General features: G+C 41.6%; 22 protein-coding genes. 4 read left to right on the top strand and 18 right to left on the bottom strand.

The features are described 5' to 3' along the window. Positions 1-69: 69 nt before the first annotated feature. From ACQKL6_RS15585 to ACQKL6_RS15555, 7 genes are all read right to left on the bottom strand, one after another. Positions 70-813 carry an ABC transporter ATP-binding protein gene (locus ACQKL6_RS15585; RefSeq protein ID WP_402872178.1) on the bottom strand — a complete coding sequence of 248 codons (744 nt, stop codon included), beginning with the start codon at positions 811-813 and terminating at the stop codon, positions 70-72. Then, positions 810-1,961 (bottom strand): ABC transporter permease, encoded by a 1,152-nt coding sequence (locus ACQKL6_RS15580; RefSeq protein ID WP_427591648.1) that lies wholly within the window; start codon positions 1,959-1,961, stop codon positions 810-812. The genes ACQKL6_RS15585 and ACQKL6_RS15580 overlap by 4 nt, the downstream gene beginning before the upstream one ends. Next, positions 1,961-3,178 carry an ABC transporter permease gene (locus ACQKL6_RS15575; RefSeq protein ID WP_427591649.1) on the bottom strand — a complete coding sequence of 406 codons (1,218 nt, stop codon included), beginning with the start codon at positions 3,176-3,178 and terminating at the stop codon, positions 1,961-1,963. The genes ACQKL6_RS15580 and ACQKL6_RS15575 overlap by 1 nt, the downstream gene beginning before the upstream one ends. 16 nt (positions 3,179-3,194) lie before the next feature. Further along, positions 3,195-5,072 (bottom strand): zinc-ribbon domain-containing protein, encoded by a 1,878-nt coding sequence (locus tag ACQKL6_RS15570; RefSeq protein WP_402958588.1) that lies wholly within the window; start codon positions 5,070-5,072, stop codon positions 3,195-3,197. 332 nt (positions 5,073-5,404) lie between these two features. Further along, positions 5,405-5,632: a hypothetical protein gene (locus ACQKL6_RS15565; RefSeq protein ID WP_402989338.1), complete on the bottom strand. Its 228-nt coding sequence runs from the start codon at positions 5,630-5,632 to the stop codon at positions 5,405-5,407. Between the two features lie 172 nt (positions 5,633-5,804). Continuing rightward, positions 5,805-6,515, bottom strand: coding sequence for a GDSL-type esterase/lipase family protein (locus tag ACQKL6_RS15560; protein ID WP_427591650.1), 711 nt, complete (start codon positions 6,513-6,515; stop codon positions 5,805-5,807). Positions 6,516-6,655: 140 nt separating this feature from the next. Continuing rightward, entirely contained in the window at positions 6,656-8,347 is a 1,692-nt protein-coding gene (locus ACQKL6_RS15555; protein ID WP_427591651.1) for a methyl-accepting chemotaxis protein, read from the bottom strand. Between the two features lie 234 nt (positions 8,348-8,581). Between ACQKL6_RS15555 and ACQKL6_RS15550 the strand changes: the two genes are divergently transcribed. The 4 genes from ACQKL6_RS15550 (at position 8,582) to ACQKL6_RS15535 (ending at position 11,084) form a co-directional block, all read left to right on the top strand. Continuing rightward, a complete protein-coding gene (locus ACQKL6_RS15550; RefSeq protein ID WP_402872198.1) occupies positions 8,582-8,785 on the top strand; it encodes a DUF1657 domain-containing protein in 204 nt (67 codons plus the stop codon). Between the two features lie 116 nt (positions 8,786-8,901). After that, positions 8,902-9,921: a stage V sporulation protein AD gene (spoVAD, locus tag ACQKL6_RS15545; protein WP_402872202.1), complete on the top strand. Its 1,020-nt coding sequence runs from the start codon at positions 8,902-8,904 to the stop codon at positions 9,919-9,921. A gap of 66 nt (positions 9,922-9,987) precedes the next feature. Continuing rightward, on the top strand, positions 9,988-10,194 hold the full coding sequence (locus ACQKL6_RS15540) for a DUF1657 domain-containing protein (RefSeq protein ID WP_402872205.1): 207 nt from the start codon (positions 9,988-9,990) through the stop codon (positions 10,192-10,194). 29 nt (positions 10,195-10,223) lie between these two features. After that, positions 10,224-11,084 (top strand): DUF421 domain-containing protein, encoded by an 861-nt coding sequence (locus ACQKL6_RS15535; protein ID WP_402872208.1) that lies wholly within the window; start codon positions 10,224-10,226, stop codon positions 11,082-11,084. Positions 11,085-11,110: 26 nt separating this feature from the next. On the opposite strand, the gene ACQKL6_RS15530 is transcribed toward ACQKL6_RS15535, so the two are convergent. The 11 genes from ACQKL6_RS15530 to gatC form a co-directional block, all read right to left on the bottom strand. Further along, entirely contained in the window at positions 11,111-11,659 is a 549-nt protein-coding gene (locus tag ACQKL6_RS15530) for a YitT family protein (protein WP_402872211.1), read from the bottom strand. Positions 11,660-11,824: 165 nt separating this feature from the next. Next, on the bottom strand, positions 11,825-13,195 hold the full coding sequence (gene rlmD / locus ACQKL6_RS15525; RefSeq protein ID WP_427591652.1) for a 23S rRNA (uracil(1939)-C(5))-methyltransferase RlmD: 1,371 nt from the start codon (positions 13,193-13,195) through the stop codon (positions 11,825-11,827). 446 nt (positions 13,196-13,641) lie between these two features. Then, on the bottom strand, positions 13,642-14,217 hold the full coding sequence (locus tag ACQKL6_RS15520; RefSeq protein ID WP_402872217.1) for a GNAT family N-acetyltransferase: 576 nt from the start codon (positions 14,215-14,217) through the stop codon (positions 13,642-13,644). A gap of 64 nt (positions 14,218-14,281) precedes the next feature. Further along, a complete protein-coding gene (locus ACQKL6_RS15515; protein ID WP_402872220.1) occupies positions 14,282-15,196 on the bottom strand; it encodes a diacylglycerol kinase in 915 nt (304 codons plus the stop codon). 180 nt (positions 15,197-15,376) lie between these two features. Next, positions 15,377-16,300, bottom strand: a complete 924-nt coding sequence (locus tag ACQKL6_RS15510) for a LiaF transmembrane domain-containing protein (protein WP_402958608.1) — start codon at positions 16,298-16,300, stop codon at positions 15,377-15,379. After that, positions 16,297-17,370: an NINE protein gene (locus ACQKL6_RS15505; RefSeq protein WP_407407813.1), complete on the bottom strand. Its 1,074-nt coding sequence runs from the start codon at positions 17,368-17,370 to the stop codon at positions 16,297-16,299. The genes ACQKL6_RS15510 and ACQKL6_RS15505 overlap by 4 nt, the downstream gene beginning before the upstream one ends. Continuing rightward, a complete protein-coding gene (locus ACQKL6_RS15500; RefSeq protein ID WP_403124313.1) occupies positions 17,363-17,827 on the bottom strand; it encodes a hypothetical protein in 465 nt (154 codons plus the stop codon). Before ACQKL6_RS15500 ends, ACQKL6_RS15505 begins: the two co-directional genes overlap by 8 nt. After that, positions 17,824-18,366: a sigma-70 family RNA polymerase sigma factor gene (locus ACQKL6_RS15495; protein WP_427591653.1), complete on the bottom strand. Its 543-nt coding sequence runs from the start codon at positions 18,364-18,366 to the stop codon at positions 17,824-17,826. Before ACQKL6_RS15495 ends, ACQKL6_RS15500 begins: the two co-directional genes overlap by 4 nt. 146 nt (positions 18,367-18,512) lie before the next feature. Then, positions 18,513-19,940, bottom strand: coding sequence for an Asp-tRNA(Asn)/Glu-tRNA(Gln) amidotransferase subunit GatB (gene gatB / locus ACQKL6_RS15490; RefSeq protein WP_402872234.1), 1,428 nt, complete (start codon positions 19,938-19,940; stop codon positions 18,513-18,515). A gap of 12 nt (positions 19,941-19,952) precedes the next feature. Continuing rightward, a complete protein-coding gene (gatA, locus tag ACQKL6_RS15485) occupies positions 19,953-21,413 on the bottom strand; it encodes an Asp-tRNA(Asn)/Glu-tRNA(Gln) amidotransferase subunit GatA (protein WP_402872237.1) in 1,461 nt (486 codons plus the stop codon). A 12-nt stretch (positions 21,414-21,425) separates the two neighbouring features. Beyond that, entirely contained in the window at positions 21,426-21,716 is a 291-nt protein-coding gene (gene gatC / locus ACQKL6_RS15480; protein WP_402872241.1) for an Asp-tRNA(Asn)/Glu-tRNA(Gln) amidotransferase subunit GatC, read from the bottom strand. Between the last annotated feature and the right edge of the window lie 20 nt (positions 21,717-21,736).

Here is a 21,736-nt window from a genome sequence, read left to right as displayed (position 1 = left end):
TTTCCGAATCTATTAATCAAACGTTTGATTAATAGATGAAAAGCTGACTATTAGCGCAGGGTATAGCTTTTATGAAACCGTGTCATCCGTCTTCCTTAATAATCGATACACCACTTCTTCTATCCCTATATTGTAATACCCCATTTCCCGGAAGCTCTCGGCCGCTTGCTTCAGAGTCCCGGTAAATTTCATGACCCCTTTTTGCAACACACCAATACGGTCACATAACTTCACGATTTCACTCATATCATGGGTAATGTATACAATTGTCTTCCCTTGCTCTGCCAATCTCTTTACATATTGATTAATTTCAAGCTTGGATTGAAGGTCAATCCCGACAGTTGGTTCGTCCATCAAGAGAATATCCGGATCGTGAATCAGAGAAACGGCAATGTTCAGTTTCCTCTTCATTCCTCCAGAGAGGCTCGATACCCTTTCATCCCACTTATCCTCAAGCTGTACGGCATCACATAGCTCCAGTAGACGTTCTTCCGTTACTTTTCCCTTTACAAACTTACTCCAAAAACGAAGATTTTCTTTGACGGTAAACTCATCCCATAATGCGATATCCTGTGGGACAAAACCAATGAGTTGACGAACTTGCTTCGTTTGCTTTTTTAAATCCAGCCCATTAATCCTGATGTTGCCACTAGAAGGCTGTAATACGGTTGCAAGGATGGAAATGAGTGTTGACTTCCCTGCCCCGTTCGATCCCAAAAGTCCAAAGATTTCTCCTTTTCCTATTTGTAATGACACATCATCAAGTAGCAAGTTATCTCCGTATCTCTTTACGATATTATTAATGATAATCATCTGACGTTCAGCCCCCAATTTGTCGTTTTCCAAAGCAAAGCTATGCAAACTCCCGAAAATAATACGGTCCATCCAATCTCGCTAAATGACGTATACCACGGGTAGGCCGTTACCCATAGAATTTTCTGAGGAAGCCAAAGGGATATAAATTCAAACGTTGGGGAAATATCACCAATCGGAAAAAAACTCCCCCCCGCAATTGCCAGAATGAATGCCATTAATGAACCGGCCACATAATAGCTTCCGAGATGATGCATCCGACTCGCCGTCCACATGCTGATGGAAGTTGTAAAAATGATGAACAGAACCATTCCAAGATATAGAAAAAGTGTAGTTTCCATAAGTTGAAAATAACTTAAAACCATTAAACTGCAAGCAGCTTGAAGAACATGAAAAAGAATATAGGCTCCCGACGTCTGTCTTAAATAAGAGGCGAGTCCTATATTCGTCGTCATTATTCTCGGAAATAAAACGGAGCGTTCCTTCACGACCCAATCCGATGTAATGAAACAGGACAGCATGGTGAAGAAACTCCAAACACCTAGGTAGGAAGTAAATAGAACATCTTTATTTTGTGTTCCCACTATACTATTTTCACTGACATAGTTTATGGTCATCAACGGTTTTGGATCCAACTGATCTTTGGTATATTCGAATGCCTCATTCCACACATCCGCCTTTATGCCTTTTTCTTGTTGATAGAGCTTTTCCACTCGATTGGCAGCTTTGACGGAGCTTGTCACCTTCGTAACCTCACTCGCTACCACTTCACGAACAATACCCGAAGCTATGGAAGTTGGTGAAGTCCACAGCTCGATGCTCTCTTTTCTTTTGTCATCTAATATATGCGCCTGAAACCCTTTCTTTAAGACGAATATACTGTCTACCTCATTACGGGAAAGAAGGGTATCGGCCTCATCGAATGAGGTCTCTTTCACGACGATGCGTTGCTGTAGCTCCATTTGTTTGATGAGGTTTCCCGAAAAATCCGTTTGGTCTTCATCTACGATAGCCATCGGGATGACCAATTCCTTTTGTTGCTTCTCCAGTAACGAACCCACCCCAACAGCGGCCACGATCGGTAGCAGAAACAATAGGAGGGTAATAGGCTTGAACATATGCTTTAGTTTCTCTATCATGACTCCCATTACCTACTCCTCCTTATTTGTAAAGTCCCCTTTATGATGAAGACACTGCACAGAGATGAAATGATGAGCCAAGAACCAATTTCGACAGGGGCATAGGCTGCTTCCTCCTGCACCATTGCGAACATGAACTTGAGGACCCATCCATTTAATGAAAATAAATTCAAGATTTGTAACCAATCCGGAAAATATACGACGGGTATGAAATGCTCACCAATGACAGCCCCTAAAAGAATAAGGCCGATACCGGCAAATTGATAAAATCTTTCATTCCGTATCATCGCCTCCATCCAGCTAAAAAAGGTTATAAATACGAAAGCAGCCACGAGTGTACTGCCGATCCATATACTTATCTCCGTCGGTTTAGAGATCCCATTCCATAATAAGTAGAGAAGGGCAATCAGGATGGAACTGACCGAAACCATGATATATGCCGCAAGCATTCTAGATAGGGTGGATTGAAAATGAGAAAAACCCAATCCCAAAAGACGGTTTTCTATGGCTGCACTTTCATTTCTTTTCAGTAATAGAAGCCCTAAAAAGCTCCATATCATGATAAGCAGTATATAAAAAGAGATAGCATAATAATGTAATAGACTTTCCTGAAAAAGATTCTTTTGCTTTTTTTCATCAAAGATTTCCCCACGACTTAGTACATGGAGGGAGAAGGAAAGAACATCCCTTTTGAATTGTTTCTTCTGCATGCCCTCGGATAACTCCGCCTCTTCCATGAAGTAATCGATTGTATTGATCCCGCCTTGTGCAGCTGAAGTAAAATCAGCCGCACTTTCCATCACATGACGGACAAGCTGGGATTGAAGTGGTCTTTGGCTGTTTCCCGTAACTTTGACGGGTGTATTGATGCCTCGTGCTACGTCACGGCTAAATCCCTTAGGAATGTAAATAACTGCCGCTACCTTATTATTATGGAGGAGTTCATATGCCTTTTGTTGACTGGTATCAACGGTGGTCATGACCCCATTCAAATGCGGGCTATCCGTAAGCTGCTGGATGACCATCTTCGTTTCTACCGTAGGGTCTTCATTTATTACAGCTACCTGAAATGCTTGAACTCGGCTCTCCTCTTTTAAAAAGTGATTCCCAATCACACCCGCACCCAATAAAAAGAAAATAGGAGTCAGCCACAATGCTGCGGCCGATTTCCTATTTTTCAACAGTACCTTTAGATAAAAGGAAGTAAACACAAACATGTTCCTCATATAAAACTCACCCTACTTAAAATGCATCATCAGAATCTTCATCTTCAAAATCATAATAACCATCATAACTCGCTTCATCGCCATAATCGTAATCGAACATATCTTCAGAAATGAGCCCGTATTTCATACCGAGCTCCATAAGATTCGTCCCTACTTCTTGCTGGATTTCATACATCTCATCAGGAGAAATGTCGACAACACTTAATCCCTGACCAGAATCAAGCTTAAAGTCCTGCATATCCACTTTATCTTTCAGCTTCGTCTTGGAATCCAGGTTGATTGTGACGCTTCCCGATTCCGAAGCATCCTCTAGTCCGACTGTCATCTTGAATTTTGAATTAGAATACTCATCCTTTATGTTCAGGTCATTCTTCTGTTCAACCGTTCCCTTCCATGCAGACGGCATATCCGAGAAATCCGCACCATCAAAGTCCAGGTTGAATGTCCTGGTGATATCCTGTTTCCCAGCTTTTTCTTCTTTGATGTCACTCTTCATCGTAAACTTGATTTCATTGGTATCACCAAACTCTTTAAACATAAAGGCTGCCTTGAGATCTTCAGTCCGCTTCTCTTTTTTTGCGGCAGCATCATTCGTGACACTGAACATTACCTCTGTATCCTGATCATTATCAGGTGCTAAATTGATACTGAATTCTTTGAATGCCTGATCATCCCCGTAAGGAATGTTTTTACCTTTCATGACCACATTAACTTGATCAGAGCTATCCCCTATTGATGTCGTTACTTTACGGTCGATGATTCGCTCTTTCTTGTCTATTAATAAAGTGGAGGTAAATCCTTCAGCAAAACGGATATCCTTCAATTCACCCTTAGCGTCTTTCAAGCCGTCAACCAATTGGCGTTTCATTGCCTTTGTATCTTGCATCTCTTCATCTACCTGTTCGGTTAAGGCAGCAGCACCCGCCACCTTTTGAGCCCGTTTCACTAGAATATTATGAAGCTCTGTATCTTTAATCATTTCATCCATTAAGTCGTCTATGAATGTTTTAGTTTCAGAAGCAGAAAGTTTCAGAGTGACTTTCCTTACCTTCATGGCATCGCCTTCGTGCTTATATTCCACACCTTTTTCAACCTTGAATTGATCATCATCCAAATTATCCATCAGGAAAGATCCATAGCGTTTTTGTATATGTTTCTGTTCCTTCTCTGTCAGTTTCAAATCCTGCCATTCAAGGTCTGATATTTCCAATGTTTCCGGTCCATCATATAACGGATCCATCATCCGCATGAACTCCCCATATTCATCAAAGTTCAGGAAAAAGAACTTATCATATAACATGGGCACCTTTAGTCCGGCTTGGTCCTTGGATTGGACCATTTCCACATCCATTGCTTTTTCCTTATCAATATTTAATGCGACGGTGTAATGACCCTGATTCGTTTTGGGATCCTGATCCATTTTGGCGGAAATCGATGCCTGGCCCAATAGTTCCTTGACCATCTCGAAGTCTGGATCGCTCCCTAAGGAATCCATGTCGACATCCCCACTTAGTGTCATCTCCGAACGGGAAGGTTGCTGCATCGTTTTCTCTTGGAATTCCAATGAATCACCATGCTGATCCACCCATTGCTCTTTTGCATATTGATACGATTTATATTCAGAAAGTAGATATAATTCTTTTGGGGATTTATGAAGAATAATGGCTGCAGCTGCACTGGAAATAAGGATGATTGTTAAGATTGCCGCAATGATTAGCGTTCTTTTGTTAAATCGCTTCTTAGAGGGCTTTTCCTCAGCTTGCTCCTGCCTCATTTCTGCAGCGGCTATTTCTTTTTCCGTGAGCTGTTCTTCCCCCGGAAGTACCGCACCGCATGAAGGACAAAATTTTGCATCCGCATCCACCGGCTTACCACATGTTTTACAATTTTTCATTTTTCATTTCTCTCTCCCTTATCCTGCTTATGACTCCATAAACTACTAAAACGTTAGTCCTTTATCATCATAAACAACATATTTCTATAATTCTATGTTTTCGACAAAAAAAGACAAATCCTACAGGAATAATAGGCATGAGTACCCATTCGTTTTACGTATCACCCCTTACCTCAATTTTTTCTTATTCCTATTGCTCGGTGTAAATGACACATCGCCTTATCCTATGTACATCCAACCTGACATTATTACTGTAAATGCCGTTTTCGGGTAAACCACCCATATCAAGCCTAAAAAAACGGGAGCACCTTAGCGCTCCCGTTTCTCCTAACTCAGTTTATGAGTTGGGCTAATTTTTCATTTCTTACGTCTTGCTCTTCTTTGGAAGATAAATCATATTTCTTTAGCAGATGGAAAAGTTCATTAAGCATTTCTTGCGTCTGCTCTTTTTCCAGCAACTCCTTCAAAGCTTCGCCTAGCGTTTTTGGCAAGAAATCCTGTTGGCTATTAAGCTTCATCCTGACATCTTGCCTGGTATGGTTAAGATTGCATGCTCCCAATGATCATTCACTCCTTATTTCTTTCATGGCATCATGAAACCCAAGCATACTACCGTTCCCCCCCATTAATCAAACGATTGATTAAATTTTAAAAGGGACCATCCTCTTCTTCATCACAAAAAAAGCCAACATACTAACATGTTGACTTTAACGTCTTTGAAAGGATGACCTTCTACTTCTTTTTAGTTATGCCTTTCCAAAACTCTTTGGCCACGACCTTATACCCGGACTTACTCAGATGGATATCTTGTTTATTCGGAAGATACTCTTTATATTTTTTCCCTATTTGAGTCTCGGTCGATACGTAGGTATCCCCATTTTTCTTTGCTACCGCTTTGATTTGTTCATTTAGACTTTTCAATAGTGGCAAAAGAAGTTCCTGTTGCTCTTTCGGATAGTAGGGGAAGGGATTATAATAACCCATCACATATACCTTGGCCTTTGGGTTCAGTTTATCGATCGTACGGAGAATGCTTTGCAAATTTACACGGACCGTATCGATTGCTTCCTGCGCATTGTAAGGGTCTGTTTTAATTTTGCCTAGGAGATCATTGGCACCAATATCAATGGTGATATGGGTTGCTTCTTTAATTTCCTTTCTGACCTTACTACTTTTAACCAAATCATTCTTCAATTTTTCAGAGGTATACCCAGGTACACCAAAATTATCGAAATCGGCCAGCTTATATTTATTCTTCACAAAAGAATCCGCAATATAATCGGCATATCCATAATCGATGACCCCATCGGGTGTTTGCCCAGCGGCCAACGAATCCCCTAAAGCGACATACTCTACTTTCGCCTGTTTGGCCGTTGCACTAAATGGCGTGGCCACCAATGCCACCGCTAATAACATACTTGCCGCTTTCCTCTTATTATTCATTTCATCTCCCCTTTTCCTAACCGTTATTTGTCTCACTACAATAGTTCTTTTTTCCCTGGTAGATTCCTTCTTGTACAGGAGATAACTTTTTGACAAAAAGCCACAAAAAAAGCCCGGTTTCCCGGACATCTCTTGTTTGCTTAAATTTTGAAAGCAACGACCTTCTCTTTCAATTCCTCGGCCATTCTCGCCAGTGATGAAGCAGAGGCGGTTACTTCTTCCATGGAAGCCAGCTGTTCTTCTGAAGCCGAAGCAATTTCGGCCGTACTTGTAACGGATCCTTCAGCAATACGGGTTACTTGTTCAATGGCCGCGCTCACTTGATCTACACTTGCTGCCATTTCCTCTGATACAGCGGATGCCTCTTGTATTTCGGAGCTTACCGTTTCTATCGATTCTAGGATGGAATCGAATGTTTTCCCGGTCTCCTCGACAAGTTTCATTCCCTCTGTCACTTCCTGGGTTCCATAGTTCATCGTATTGACCACATGTACCGTATCATCTTGAATATCCTGAATGAGGTCAGCAATCTGCTTAGCTGACTGTCGAGATTGTTCAGCCAATTTCTTGACTTCATCAGCCACGACTGCAAAACCTTTCCCATGTTCACCGGCTCTCGCTGATTCGATAGCCGCGTTCAAGGCTAAGAGATTCGTCTGGTCGGCTATACCTGTGATCACTTCAATGATCTTGCCAATTTCATTGGAACGATCATTCAGTTTTTTTACCACTTCATTTGATTCGTTTGTGGACGTTGATATGGATTTCATTTGTTCAATCACTTTGTTAAGATACTCACTGCCAATATTGGCTTGTTTTGCGGCCTCCATTGCCGATTCAGTAACAGCGGAAGTCGTTAAGGCAACTTTCTTGGTACCGATGGCCATGATTTGGACACCGTTTGAACTCTCTTCAACATAGTTATTTTGAGTTTCAGCACCACCGGCCACTTCTTGTATGGCCGTTACCACCTGTGTTGTCGCAGAATTGGTTTGTTCCGCGCTTGCCATCAGTTCCTCCGAAGAAGCAGCAACTTGATCCGTTGCAACATTCACAGTTTTAATCAAACTTCGTAAATTACCTTTCATCTCATTAAAAGAGCTGGCCAATTCACCGATTTCATCCCTATTCTTCACTTTCAGATCTTCTATCGTCAAATTTCCGGCTGCAATCTGTTTTGCTGCAGCTGAAACGAGCAGCACAGGTTTTGAGATACTCCGGTTTATGATTAAAGCAATCGCCACCCCAGTGATAATGGCTAGGACGCTGATAATCAGAATAATCCTTTTCACCCCGTTAACCTGAAGGGACAATTCATCACTTTTTTCTAAAAGGGCAGCCTGTTGATAATTAAATGCCTCTTCACTCACCTCATTTAATTTCATTGTAAGGGGAGCTCCTTGATTGTTCATTAAGTCGATGTATCCTTTTTTATCATCAAGATCCTTTAATTCAATTAGCTGTCCGGCCAGCGTTTCATATTCGGTAGCATAACCATTTAGCTCCTCCAAAATCTTCTTTGCCTCTGGATCTAGACTAAGCCCACTATATGTATCGAAAGCTTGTTTGAAGGAATCCTTCGATTGTTGGAACGCTGATAAATATTTATCCGTATCATTGACCAAGTACCCTCGGAGGGCGATTTGTTCCGTGCGAATCGCATCGACCATTTTTGTCGAAAGAGAAATCTTTTTGACACGGTCTTCTATAACACTTGAATAACTATCGTCTACACTGTTGAACTGATAAAATGTAATCCCCGTTATGATAGCTAAAAGAGACAATACTCCACAAAAGCTCCATAGTAATTTTTTCTTTACAGTCATCTTCATCTTTCCATCTCCTACTTAAGTTGCATTTTTCTATTACGCGAGTACGTGATAATGATTGTATCGGTGAGAATGCTGTTAGTTTTAGTTGGTAATTACTTACAGTTGTCTCTTATATATGTGCATCTCCATCTGTCTTCCTACGTCTCGACTCAACTAGAGAAAAAAATGACAGGAATATTAAAAATGATCCTTTACCATTATATAAAGGAAAGTAAATAACAGGAGGTATCATCCATGACAGTAATCAGTGATGTAAAAACAACCTTAGCCGGTCTAAAAAGTGCTCAAGCTAGCTTCGAAACTTTCGCCCTTTCAACAGACAACGAACAAGCGAAGCAACTCTATCAGCAAGCTGCTCAACAAGCACAGGAGATTGTTGACAACATTACTCCACGTATTAATGAAATTGAACAAGAAGAACCACAATATAAGCAATAAAAATATAAAGAGGTTGGTTGAGACAACCAACCTCTTTATATTTCTTGCTAAGACTTGTAATGACTGTCTTCTTTAATCTTATAAAAATCAATTCTCACACATTGGGGTGATTAATAATGCTGACGGGGCATCGCACATGGATCTTTGATCAAAAGCCTGTCATACTCTCCACCGGTACCATCGGTGGACCATTTGAAGCAAAAGGAATGTTAGCAGATGATTTCGATACTCTTCATTCCGACTTATGGTTGAATCAGGATTCCTATGAAAAAGCTCATAAAGTTCTTCTAGAAGAAGCAAATACAAAAGCGATTGAAAAGGCTGGCCTACAAAAAGAACAGATACAGTTCTTCCTTGGGGGTGACCTCATCAATCAAATAACACCGACAAGTTTTGCATGCCGGACGCTTGGTACACCATACCTTGGCTTATTCGGGGCATGCTCAACCTCAATGGAAGGACTCGCTCTTGGTGCCTACTTGATCAACACAAAAGGAGCGGATTATTTATTAACTGGTGCTTCTAGTCACAATGCCGCGGTTGAAAAGCAATTTCGTTACCCAACTGAATACGGCGGTCAAAAACCGCCCACTGCACAATGGACCGTGACAGGTGCAGGAGTCGCTTTATTAAGCAGTTCCGGTAACGGCCCTCAGGTCACATCGGCAACGATCGGGCGTGTCATTGATATGGGATTAATGGACCCTTTTAACATGGGGGGAGCTATGGCCCCAGCTGCTGTTGATACGATTGAAACTCATCTGAGAGAACGGAATCTCGATCCTTCTTATTATGATTTAATCGTGACGGGCGATCTCGGGAAAATCGGGCATGAGGTCTCACTTGAGATATTCAAAAAACACGGTACTCCAATCAAGGAAGAACAGTATGTTGATTGTGGGTTAATGATTTATCGAGATACCCAGCCAGTATTGGCAGGAGCCAGCGGACCCGGATGTTCGGCAACCGTTGTATACGGTCATCTATTAAACCGCATGAAAAAAGGAGAAATCAAGCGGATGCTTGTCGTCGCTACAGGTGCCTTATTATCTCCTCTATCCTTTCAACAAAATGAATCGATTCCATGTATTGCCCATGCCGTTTCGATTGAATATGACGCCCAGCAACAACCATAATTGTTTGGGTTCAGCAGTGAAATTGGAATGGTTAAGTATAAACCAAAAGAATAAGGAGTTTTCAGGATGACAATAGCATCTGATGTTAAACAATGCGCTGCCAGTCTTAGAAGCGTGGAAGCTGGACTATCTAGCCTCGCACTCCGAACTCAGGATGAAGAATCGAAGCGAATCTTACATGAAACGATGATGAAAGTAAATGAAGTGATGGTAGATATTCAAAAGAGGGTCGGAGAGTTAGAGAAAGAAGAACCACAATATAAGGGATTTTAAGACCCCTTATTTACAGGAGGTGCTAAATAATGCCTGATTGGTTACAGGTTGTTTTACGATCCCTATTTTTTTTAGTTGTCCTTTTTTTAATTACCAAATGGCTAGGAAAAAAACAAATATCCCAGCTTTCATTTTTTGAATACGTCACGGGTATAACAATCGGAAACATCGGAGCGGAATTAGCCACAAAGGTAGAAGGAAACATTGTTCACGGTGTCCTCTCCATTCTTGTTTTTGCATTGGCACCTTTCTTAGCTGGACTGATTTCGATGAAAAGTAAAATTTTCCGTGATTTGGTGGAAGGGAAAGCGACGGTGTTTATTAAAGACGGAAAAATCATGGAAGACAATTTAAAAAAAGAAAAGTATACAACTGATGAATTACTATGGTTACTCAGAAGTAAGGACGTCTTTGATATATCCACAGTTGAGTTTGCTTTATTAGAGGCAAATGGTGATTTTTCCGTACTGTTAAAGAAAGAAAATAAACCAATCACACCGAAAGATTTAAACATGAGAGTTGCTTCAGTTAAGGAATCACAGATGGTCATCATGGATGGGAAAATCATGGATGAACCTCTGTCCACCATTGGGCTAAATCGTAACTGGCTCAACACTGAATTAGATAAATTAGGAGTGCTCCTTGAAAATGTCTTTCTTGGAGCAGCAAATTCAAATGGCGAATTAACGGTTGACCTATATGACGATAAACTTAAGGTCCCTTCTCCTCAAGAAAGACCTCTAATGCTCGCGACTTTAAAAAAGTGCCAAGCAGACTTAGAGGTGTTTGCCCTCTCTACTGAATCAAAAGATGCCAAAGCGATGTATAGTAAAAATAGTGAGAAACTGCAAAAAGCCATCGATGAGGTAGCCTTCATTTTGAAAAATTAATTATATTTCTTTAGGCGTAAGAGCATTCATTTTCGTACTTCCATGATGGATGTAATCACACCGATAATGACAATAGTCAGACATGAAAACAGAAAAATCTCTATTCCTAAAATAAATAAACCGGCTGAGATGATGGCGGTATCTATGATGATAATGATTAATGCAATATCCATGGAGGAGGATTTGGCAATGAATTTTGCCAATAAATCCGTTCCTCCACTGCTTGTTTCATATCTGAGCATAAGCCCTATCCCCACCCCGATAATTACCCCACCAACCAATGAACTGGTGAAAATAGAAACCGCAAATTCCCTTTTTAATGGGCTTAACCAATCCATGAAAAGAGAAGTCAATAGTAACCCATGGATGCTGCTATAGAAAAGGGAACGCTCATAACACCAGGCATATGTAAATAAAGGGATGCTAAGAACCAACATCGAAAGCCCTGTCTGAAAGTCAAAGAAGTAATGTAGAACGAGAGCGATCCCGATAATCCCACCATCTATCAGGTGATAAGGGACCAAGAATCCATTTATCCCAACACCAATCAAAAAGCTACCAACAATCACTGCCACTACTTTTTGAAAATTGATAAAACCACCTTGCCCCCTATTCGATATTCCTTAATATATGTCCCAATCGTAAAGACAAGAATGGGTAAATGAAAAAAAATCAAAAAGCAGGACCCTTATTGGATCCTGCTTCGGCATTCATTTTCTATTAAAGACAATTATTCACATTCACTTTAACTCTAATAACACAACATTTTCAACATGCGTTGTCATCGGGAACATATCAACAGGTTGGACATAAACAGCTTTATATCCGCCTTCTTCCAAAATGTGAAGGTCCCGGGCTAATGTTCCTGGGTTGCAAGATACGTAAACGACTTTCTTCGGTTTCATCTCAATGATGGTATTTAGAAGCGTTTCTTCACAGCCCTTGCGCGGTGGGTCCATGACGATGACGTCTGCTGTATTACCTTTTTGATAGTATTCAGCAATCACGTTTCCTGCATCACCAACAACGAATTCGGCATTCGTAATCTCATTCAGTTCTGCATTGCGGCGTGCGTCTTCTATTGCTTCTTCCACCACTTCCACGCCGATGACCTTTTTCGCTTTTTGGGCCAGGAATAAGGAAATAGTACCAATGCCACAATAGGCATCAATCACGGTTTCTTCTCCCGTTAATCCAGCATACTCCAGCGCCTTATCATAAAGGACTTTCGTTTGGTCCGGGTTGATTTGGTAGAAGGATTTAGCCGAAATCGCAAATTTCACGTCGCCAATCATGTCATAGATTACTTCGTTACCCCAAAGCACGAACATTTTTTCTCCCAAAATGACATTCGTCTTCTTCGTATTCACGTTTTGAACGATTGATTTCACCTGTGGAAGTCGGTCAGTGATTTCCTTCATGATGGTTTCGATGAATGGGATACTCCTGGTCCGTGTAACAAGCACGATCATTAGCTCACCCGTTTGTTTAGCATAACGAGCCATGATGTGACGCAAAACACCTTTATGTGTTTGCTCATTGTAAGCAGGAATTCCCAGATGACTAAAGACTTCCTTCACAACCTGAACAGCTTCGCTAATCACTTCATTCTGAATGATGCTTTCTTTTGTTTCCACAATTTCATGTGTACGTGGTTTAAAGAACCCTGCAATCAGCTTGCCATCTTTCTCCCCGACAGGCACTTGCGCTTTATTACGGTAATGGGTAGGATCTTCCATCCCAATAACCGGATAAACCGTCGCATCCTCAAGTTTTCCAATGCGGGTCATCACGTCACGCACTTGTTTTTCCTTAAACTCCAATTGACCTTCATAACTCATATGTTGCAGTTGACAGCCACCATACTTGTTATAGTCTTCAGTAGGGATCTCCACGCGATATGGACTATTTTCGATAATTTCCATCAAACGTCCGAATCCATATCCTTTATTGGCCTTCAAGACTTTAATTTTTGCTTTTTCACCAGGTAGCGCGTTCTGAACGAAGATCGGATAGCCATCAACTTTAGCTACTCCAGCACCTTCGTGCGTTAAATCTTCGAATAAAACCTCTATAATATCATTCTTATTAACAGGTGTTGTTGTTTTCATATCATCTTCTCTTTTCTTTTTTAAGCTAACCTGTATTTTACCACAAACATAGCCTTGCCACAAAATGACTCACCAATTCACGCTATTCCTCATAAAAATATAGAAAAAGAATTCCTGATTAATTCATCGTTTTGTGCATAAAACGGCGCAGGATCGAGAAAAGTAAGGAAAAGTGAATGAGGTGAAGAAATGGGTTTATTCAGCTCCATATCAGACTGGAACTCAAACAGGCTAGAAAAACATCGAGCAAGCATGGAAGAAAAAGGCCTTTGTCCAGATTGTTACGGTCGGGGATACAGCTCTTTTGTACCGACGGAGTATCATTTTTCAGATATCCACGACTGTCCCGGCTGCAATGGTTCCGGCGCATATGCCGACTGGGCTGCCATGAATGGACAGCAAACATAGAAGGGTCAATCCTTACATCTGCAAGCCTGATCCCCAGTTTATACTGGGGTTTTTTCTAGTTCCTTGACCATATAGGCAAATTCCCCGTCACTCACTCTAATCATCTTCGTCTTTTTGTATCCTAATCGTTTATAAAGACGCCCTGCATCGGGATTAACATCTTCAACAATTAATGAAATACTTGGATATCCCTTCTCTACTCCGAACGCTTCCATTTGATGAATTAAAGATGTCCCAATACCTTTGCCGCGAAAATCGGGATCCACACTTATTGTATCCAAATAGAAGTCTTCCATCTCCGCTTCTTTGTCGATGTTAATGCTTGGGTCATTCTTTTTCCTTCTTAATCGTTCCGCTATCGGTTCATCCAAGGCCACGGCATCTTTTCCATGATAGGCGATGATCAATCCAGCCACTTGCCCATCCTGTTCATACACCAACGTATTTTCATAACTCATTCTGTTTCCACTGCTTCTGAAAAAATCCCCAAGAACAGCAAGTATTTTTTCTTCCTTCGTTTCACCGGTAAGTGTTTCGGCTATTTCCTTGATGGCAAAACGTATTAATATTGCTGCCTTTTCTGCGTCTTCTTTAGTTGCTCTTCTGATAGTCACGTTCCTCAATCTCCTTACTAGAATAAAATGAAAAGGCCACTCAATGTGAAGTGACCTTTATTGATTATTTATTTTCCGGGTCATCCGCCAAAATGCCTTGTGGAATGAAAACATCGAAATGACGATACTGGTTAACGAATTCAGCTGGTGCCATACCACCGAATTCCCCATCTAGGTTGAGCATCATTTCTTTTTTTGATGTAATTTTGATTCTATTGGCTTTTACATAGATGACATTTCTATCATGGATATGTTCTCCGCGCATGGCCAACGTAACAATGCGGACGATATCTGCAAGATTTGCTTTTTTCAATATTAGCAGCGTGAACATCCCATCATTGAGCGATGCATCTGGTGCCAATTTTTCAAAACCGCCGACAGAGTTCGTGTTAGCTACTAAAAACAACATGATTTCGCCTTCAAAAAGCTTTCCATCATATTCTATCGACACTTCCGTCGGTTTGATGGAAGGCAACATCTCGATTCCTTTAATATAGTAGGCCAGCTGTCCCAGCATTGTTTTGAGCTTGATTGGTACATCGTAAGTTAATTCGGTCAATCGTCCTCCGCCTGCAATATTGATGAAGTACTTCTCATTCATCTTTCCAATATCAATCGGCATCGTATGCCCATTGGCAATGATATCGGCTGCGCCCTCAATGGATTTCGGTAAATGCAATGCCCGTGCAAAATCATTCGTCGTTCCCGTCGGAATGATTCCTAATTTCGGGCGTTTTTCTGCATCGGCAAGCCCGTTTACCACCTCATAGATTGTACCATCTCCGCCCGCTGCGATAACGATATCATATCCGCGTTCGATGGCAATTTTGGCAGCGTTCGTTGCATCACCAGCACCGGTAGTTGCATGTGTCGAAGCCTCGTATCCAGCTGCCTCTAGCTTGGCGAGCACCGCTGGTAAACTTTTCTTGATGGCTTCCCGTCCTGATGTCGGGTTATAAATTAACCTCGCTCTTTTCATTTCCCATCATCCTTATACGTATTGATTCCATAAGTTACATAATAATCCTTCACTTCACGAAAAGCAATTTCCCTCAAAAAAAAGGACCGTAAGCTGGCCCATCCTTATTTATTCATATCTGCTATCTTATCAGAGAAATTATATAGCTTTTTATGAATTTATTCTAGTATCTAGTCTTAATTAATGATACCGAACGTTCACGTTATAAGAATCTGAAATCGTCAAGGTATGACGTCCTTTGCCAAATTTCAACGTACCATTCTTTACGTCGCTATCTTCATCATCTTCCGTCTTCACGCTGACAGATTTCCAGCTATCTTTTGGCCCTTCCAGCTCTTCGACTCCAAATGCCTGTATCGTTATATCGCTTTTTTCCTGTAGATAGACAGTAAGAGAACCTGCATCATCTACATTCCAATCGTTAACTAGTTCTCTCGGCTTTAAAGTGAGGTCTGTGTCTTTTCCCTCGACTTCCAAAGCCAGGTCGGCAGGTATGATGAGCGTTGCTTCAAGGTTCATCCTATCTCCACCCAGCAGTCCATTTTGAACGGGAAGATCTTTCAAACTGATATAAAGTGTATCGCCTTTCCTTTCCACCATTAGATAGTCTTCAGCCTCTTTTAATAGTGACTCACTATCTTCCATTACACGTTCATCGTACGTGCCAAAAATGGAAACATTCTCATTGCTCCCTCCTTCAACCGTTAGAGGGTAGTATCCCGGATCCAATACGACCCGCTGAATTTCTTTCCCGGCTTTTTCATTGAAGCCAGGCAAATCGACGGTTTTTTCCTCGCTTTTCACCGCTGCCGTCACCTGTTCCATCACGCCGCTTGATGTTAGCAAAAGTAAAGCAATCCCCAACATTCCAAGCAGTCCTACAAAAATGATACTAATAAAATCATATTTCACGAAAGAACTCTCTTTCCTTGAATAATAGATATAAAAGAGGATCTCGCCTCCTAAAATGATGAAAAGAAGCGGCCACCAGGATAAAAGGATCGTCGTCAAACTCATATCTGAAATCTGTGAAAGCAACAAAAGTACGCCTAACCCGATTAGGGCCACACCCATTGACACCGTCCCAACTCTCCATGTTCTCATTTTGTTTCCCCCCTAACTTTCTCTTTCTTACTTCCAGACAGCAATTTGATTCCGCCGCCTATTAATAGGACACATACAATCCCTTTTTGAAAATAATCCCTAAACCAATACTCAAAGTTATCACCTAGCCATTGCTGTAAATATGGGGCTGCTGCGGGTACTATGATATTGCTCGCGAAGAAATAAACGCCTATAGCCACCAAACCATAGCCGAACCACTTTTGTTGATGGGCAATGCCTGTAATGATTGGCGTGTCCACCAGTGGTCCTTCATCCATTTTGGATGCTTTTTGCAAGCCATCAAAAAAGCTATAAAACCAGATGATTGGAATGAGAAAGAAGAAAAACCCCAATCGAAGTAAATCCAGGATATAGATGGCGAATAAGAAACCTGCCATTAATTGGATTCCACGTTTTTGTAAGCCTAAATATAAGTGGCCTGCACCTGGGAATACGGAGAATAATGTGGCAACCGATTTACTCTTCTTGCCGGATTCCCTTCTCTCTTCCAAATCTTCTAAAACCGACCGGTCAACCAGCTCTTCCCCTTTTTGCTTTTTGTTCAGCTGTTGGATGCCATCAAAAAAGCTGTACACCCAAATCACCGGTAAAAGAGCCATGAATATTAACAAGCCATCTATATGGGTCATTGCCGTTATGAAAATCACCATAACGCCGAGCCCCAGGAACCCAATCAAAAACGTGAGCCCGCGATTCATGAGACCGAGCTGAAAATGGCCCAGGCCCGGTACGAATGACAAGACGATCACATAGAACCTTTCGGCCTCAGGCTGAACCATGCTACTGCCTTCCGAGCCTGATTTATTGTTTGCCCCTCTTAAAGAAGTAACCACCAAATCAAAAATGCTGATGAGGTACACGAAGACTCCCAAAATCGAAATAGCAAGGAAACCATCATCTTGACTAACTACGGCTAGTAGGATCCCTATAGCCCCTAATCCTACCGTAGCCAAAAAATAAAATAGCCCTTTGAAGATCCTGCCCAAGTAGAAATGGCCGGCCCCGGGGAAAAACGACAATATAAAGGCTAACACCGGACTTTTATTCATATTTAAACCCCTCCTTATTTTTCTTTTCGATATCATCCATCCAGTTAAATGTTTTATCAATCAGTCCGTCTGTTACCGGCGGCGTTTCTTTTATAGCCCCAGACTCCACGTTATCGACGTATTTAGTCAAAGAGTGAAAGGCTCCACTCGCCATCAGTAACACAGTAAAGCCTGCCGCAATCAAATAGTGTTTTGTAATGGTCCTCATTGAACGGGTGTTCTTTGTTTCATCCTCTGCGGATGGCACGGTTTTGAGTGCTGCAATCGTGTTCATCACGCTATCCGCGATATCCAGTTCCTCGTTAGGCCGAACACTTTCTTCTCTTTCTAGCGCTTCCATATAATGCGTTAAACAATCGTCACAGGAGTACAGATGATTTTCATATTCTACTTTTAGAGCATCCGGGATTTCATCTGCGATATACGCAGTCCACTCTGTTACAGAAACATGTTTCATGAAAAATCCTCCTCTTTCCAATGTTTTTTCATCCAATTTCTTGCCCGGTAAAGCTTTACTTCAACCGATTTCACTTGGATTTGCTGTTCCTCGGCAATTTGTTGATAAGTTTTTTCCTTTATGTAAAAGTCGTGCACCACTTCACGGTATCCAGCTGGAAGGTCATCAAGTTTTTGTAGCACCAGTTTTCTTCTTTCATTCTGGAAGAATAGTGCCTCAACATCTTCGGATAAACCTAGATGCCCCTCTGATGGCTGTTCCTCATGCGATACTTCCTTTTTCCGGTCTCGTTTCCTCTTCAAGTCTATCGCATGATTGACGGCTATTCGCGTCAACCACGTTTTGAACCCTTGATTTTGATATTGGGGAAGAGAAGTGTAGATTTTGATGAAGACTTCCTGTGTGGCATCTTCAGCATCCTTTTGATTGTGCAGGACGGAATAAACCGTCCTGAAAACCGATTCTTTATACGTTTCAATCAAAATGCGGAAAGCATGATCATTCCCACTTCTTACCTTCTCCACTAACGCATCTGTCACTTCTCTCCCCCCTTTCATTTAAGCTTTCATGTTATAGACGAGACAAAAAGGAGTTATCCCTACAGATAACTCCTAAATAAATTTTTTTCTGCATGTACTATTCTCCATGAGAAAACCGTACCACCCGGAAGTGATACGGCCATCGATTAGCGTTTATTGATTTCTTCAATCAAGATTTTATTTACAAGTTGTGGATTGGCTTGTCCTTTTGTCGCTTTCATGATTTGTCCGACAAGGAATCCAATAGCTTTTTGTTTACCCGCTTTAAAGTCTTCAATCGATTGAGGGTTATTATTCAAGGCTTCCTCAACAGCTGTCTTTAACGCACCTTCGTCAGAAATCTGGACAAGTCCTTTTTCCTTAACGATAGCTTCAGCGTCACCGCCGTTTTCAATCAATTCCTTGAATACCTTTTTCGCGATTTTAGAAGAAATTGTGCCATCTTTGATAAGTTTGATCATGCCTGCCAATGACTCGGCAGTCAATGCCACATCGTGAAGTTCTTTTCCTTCAGCATTCAAGAATGCAGAAACTTCACCCATGATCCAGTTTGACGCCAGTTTTGCATCCGCACCTGCTGCAACCGATGCTTCAAAGAAATCAGCCATTTCTTTTGTTACGGTAAGAACAGCCGCATCATACTCCGGTAAGCCAAACTCTTCAGCATACCGCTTTTTCCGTGCATCCGGCAGTTCAGGAATTTCCGCAGCAATGCGTGCTTTCCATTCCTCATCGATATGGATCGTCAATAAGTCTGGTTCCGGGAAGTAACGATAATCATCAGATCCCTCTTTGACACGCATCAGAACCGTTCTACCTGTAGCTTCATCGAAACGGCGTGTTTCTTGTTCAATGACGCCACCTTCATTCAATATTTCGGCTTGGCGGATTTCTTCATGCTCAAGTCCTTTACGAACGAAGTTGAACGAGTTCAAGTTCTTCAGTTCCGTTTTCGTACCGAATTCCTTTTGACCAACCGGTTTCAAGGAGATGTTGGCGTCACAACGAAGTGAGCCTTCTTCCATTTTACAATCACTAACACCCGTGTATTGTATGATGGATTTCAACTTTTCAAGATAAGCATAGGCCTCTTCTGGAGACGTGATATCCGGCTCGGATACGATTTCAACAAGTGGTGTACCTTGGCGGTTATAGTCACATAGAGAATGGTTGCCTTTATGCGTAAGTTTCCCTGCATCTTCTTCCATATGGATACGGGTAATGCCGATTTTCTTTTTCTTTCCGCCGACTTCGATTTCAATCCATCCATGTTCCCCGATTGGTTGATCAAATTGTGAAATTTGATAGGCTTTCGGATTATCTGGATAAAAATAATTTTTACGGTCGAATTTCGTAATCTCTGCGATTTCACAATTCAGCGCGATGGCTGCCTTCATTGCAAAATCAACAGCCTTTTTATTGACGACTGGCAGCACCCCAGGATAACCAAGATCAATGACAGTCGTATTGCTATTTGGAGAAGCACCGAAATGATTCGGGCTGCTTGAGAAAATTTTTGAATCTGTCTTTAATTCTACGTGTACTTCTAGACCAATTACCGTTTCAAAGTCCATTTATTTCACCCCTTACAGCTTAGGAAATTGTTTATGAAAATCTGTTGCTTGCTCAAAAGCGTGAGCTGCGCGATAAATCGTGCTTTCATCAAAATGTTTCCCGATCATTTGTAGACCAAGTGGTAGACCGTTAGCCGCGAATCCGCATGGTACCGAAATGCCTGGTACACCCGCAAGGTTGACTGGAATCGTCAAAATATCATTCGCATACATCGTTAATGGATCATCGACTTTCTCACCGATTTTGAATGCTGGTGTAGGCGTGGTTGGTCCCACGATGACATCATATTTTTCGAATACATCTTCAAAGTCTTTTTTGATTAATGTACGGACTTTTTGAGCTTTTTTATAATAAGCATCATAATAGCCGGAGCTTAAGGAGAACGTTCCAAGCATGATACGGCGTTTAACTTCATCACCGAAACCTTCCGCACGTGTTTGCTTGTACATTTCGATTAGCGTTTCGGCATTATCCGTACGGTGGCCATAACGAACCCCGTCAAAACGAGAAAGGTTGGCAGACGCTTCAGATGAAGAAAGCAGGTAGTAGGCCGCTAGAGCGTATTTAGAATGCGGCAATGAAACCTCTTCCCATTCTGCTCCAAGTCCTTCTAATACTTTTAAGGCTTCAAGCACGGAGTTGCGTGCCTCTTCCCCAACGCCTTCACCAAGATATTCCTTTGGCACGGCAATTTTCAATCCTTTAACATCGCCTGTTAATGAATTCACAAAACTTGGCACATCCACGTTAGCCGATGTGGAATCCATTGGATCGACACCAGAAATCGCTTCAAGTAAATATGCATTATCTTCAACCGTTCTTGTAATCGGACCAATTTGGTCTAATGAAGAAGCAAATGCCACAAGCCCAAAACGGGATACCCGTCCATATGTAGGTTTTAAGCCAACGACTCCGCAATAAGCAGCTGGTTGGCGAATCGAACCACCTGTATCCGAACCTAATGAGAACAGGACTTCACCAGCAGCGACAGAGGCAGCTGAACCGCCTGAAGACCCACCTGGTACATAATCCGTATTCCATGGATTGCGAGTCGCCTTATAAGCTGAATTCTCATTTGAAGATCCCATCGCGAATTCATCCATGTTCAACTTACCAATCGTCACTGTTTCAGCACTTTGTAATTTTTGAACGGCAGTCGCATCATATATTGGGTTGAAGTCCTCCAATATTTTACTTGCACATGTAGTCCGTAAATTTTTTGTGACAATATTATCTTTTACACCAATCGGCATACCGAACAAGACGCCTTGACTCTCGCCTTTAGCTAATTGGTCATCCATTTTTTTTGCTTGGTTGCGGGCGTTTTCTTCATCTAATGTCAAAAATGCCTGCACCTTGTCTTCTACCTGTCCGATCCGTTCATACGATTCGTTAACAAGATCAGTAACACTGATTTCTTTATTATGTAAACGTTCATGAAGCTCGGAAACCTTTTGTTCGAACAACGACATCATTGTCCCTCCTTATTCCATTATAGATGGTACGCGGATATAACCATCTTTGCTATCTGGTGCATTCTTGACTACTTCTTCCACCGGTAGTCCTGGTTTCGCTACATCTTCACGCATTACATTTTTCATATCCAAAACGTGAGAAGTCGGTTTTACCTGGTCTGTATCAAGTTCATTCAACTGTTCAGCAAATGAAATCATTTGATCAAGCTGATGTTGGAATTTTTCTGCTTCTTCTTCCGTAATTGCCAAACGTGCCAAATGGGCAACGTGCTTAACTTGGTCCATAGTTATACGTGACATTCTCTTCACCTCCAAAATAT

This window comes from Peribacillus sp. NPDC097197, from assembly GCF_050278025.1.
Taxonomy (GTDB): domain Bacteria; phylum Bacillota; class Bacilli; order Bacillales; family DSM-1321; genus Peribacillus.
This window is presented reverse-complemented; position numbering and strand designations above follow the sequence as displayed.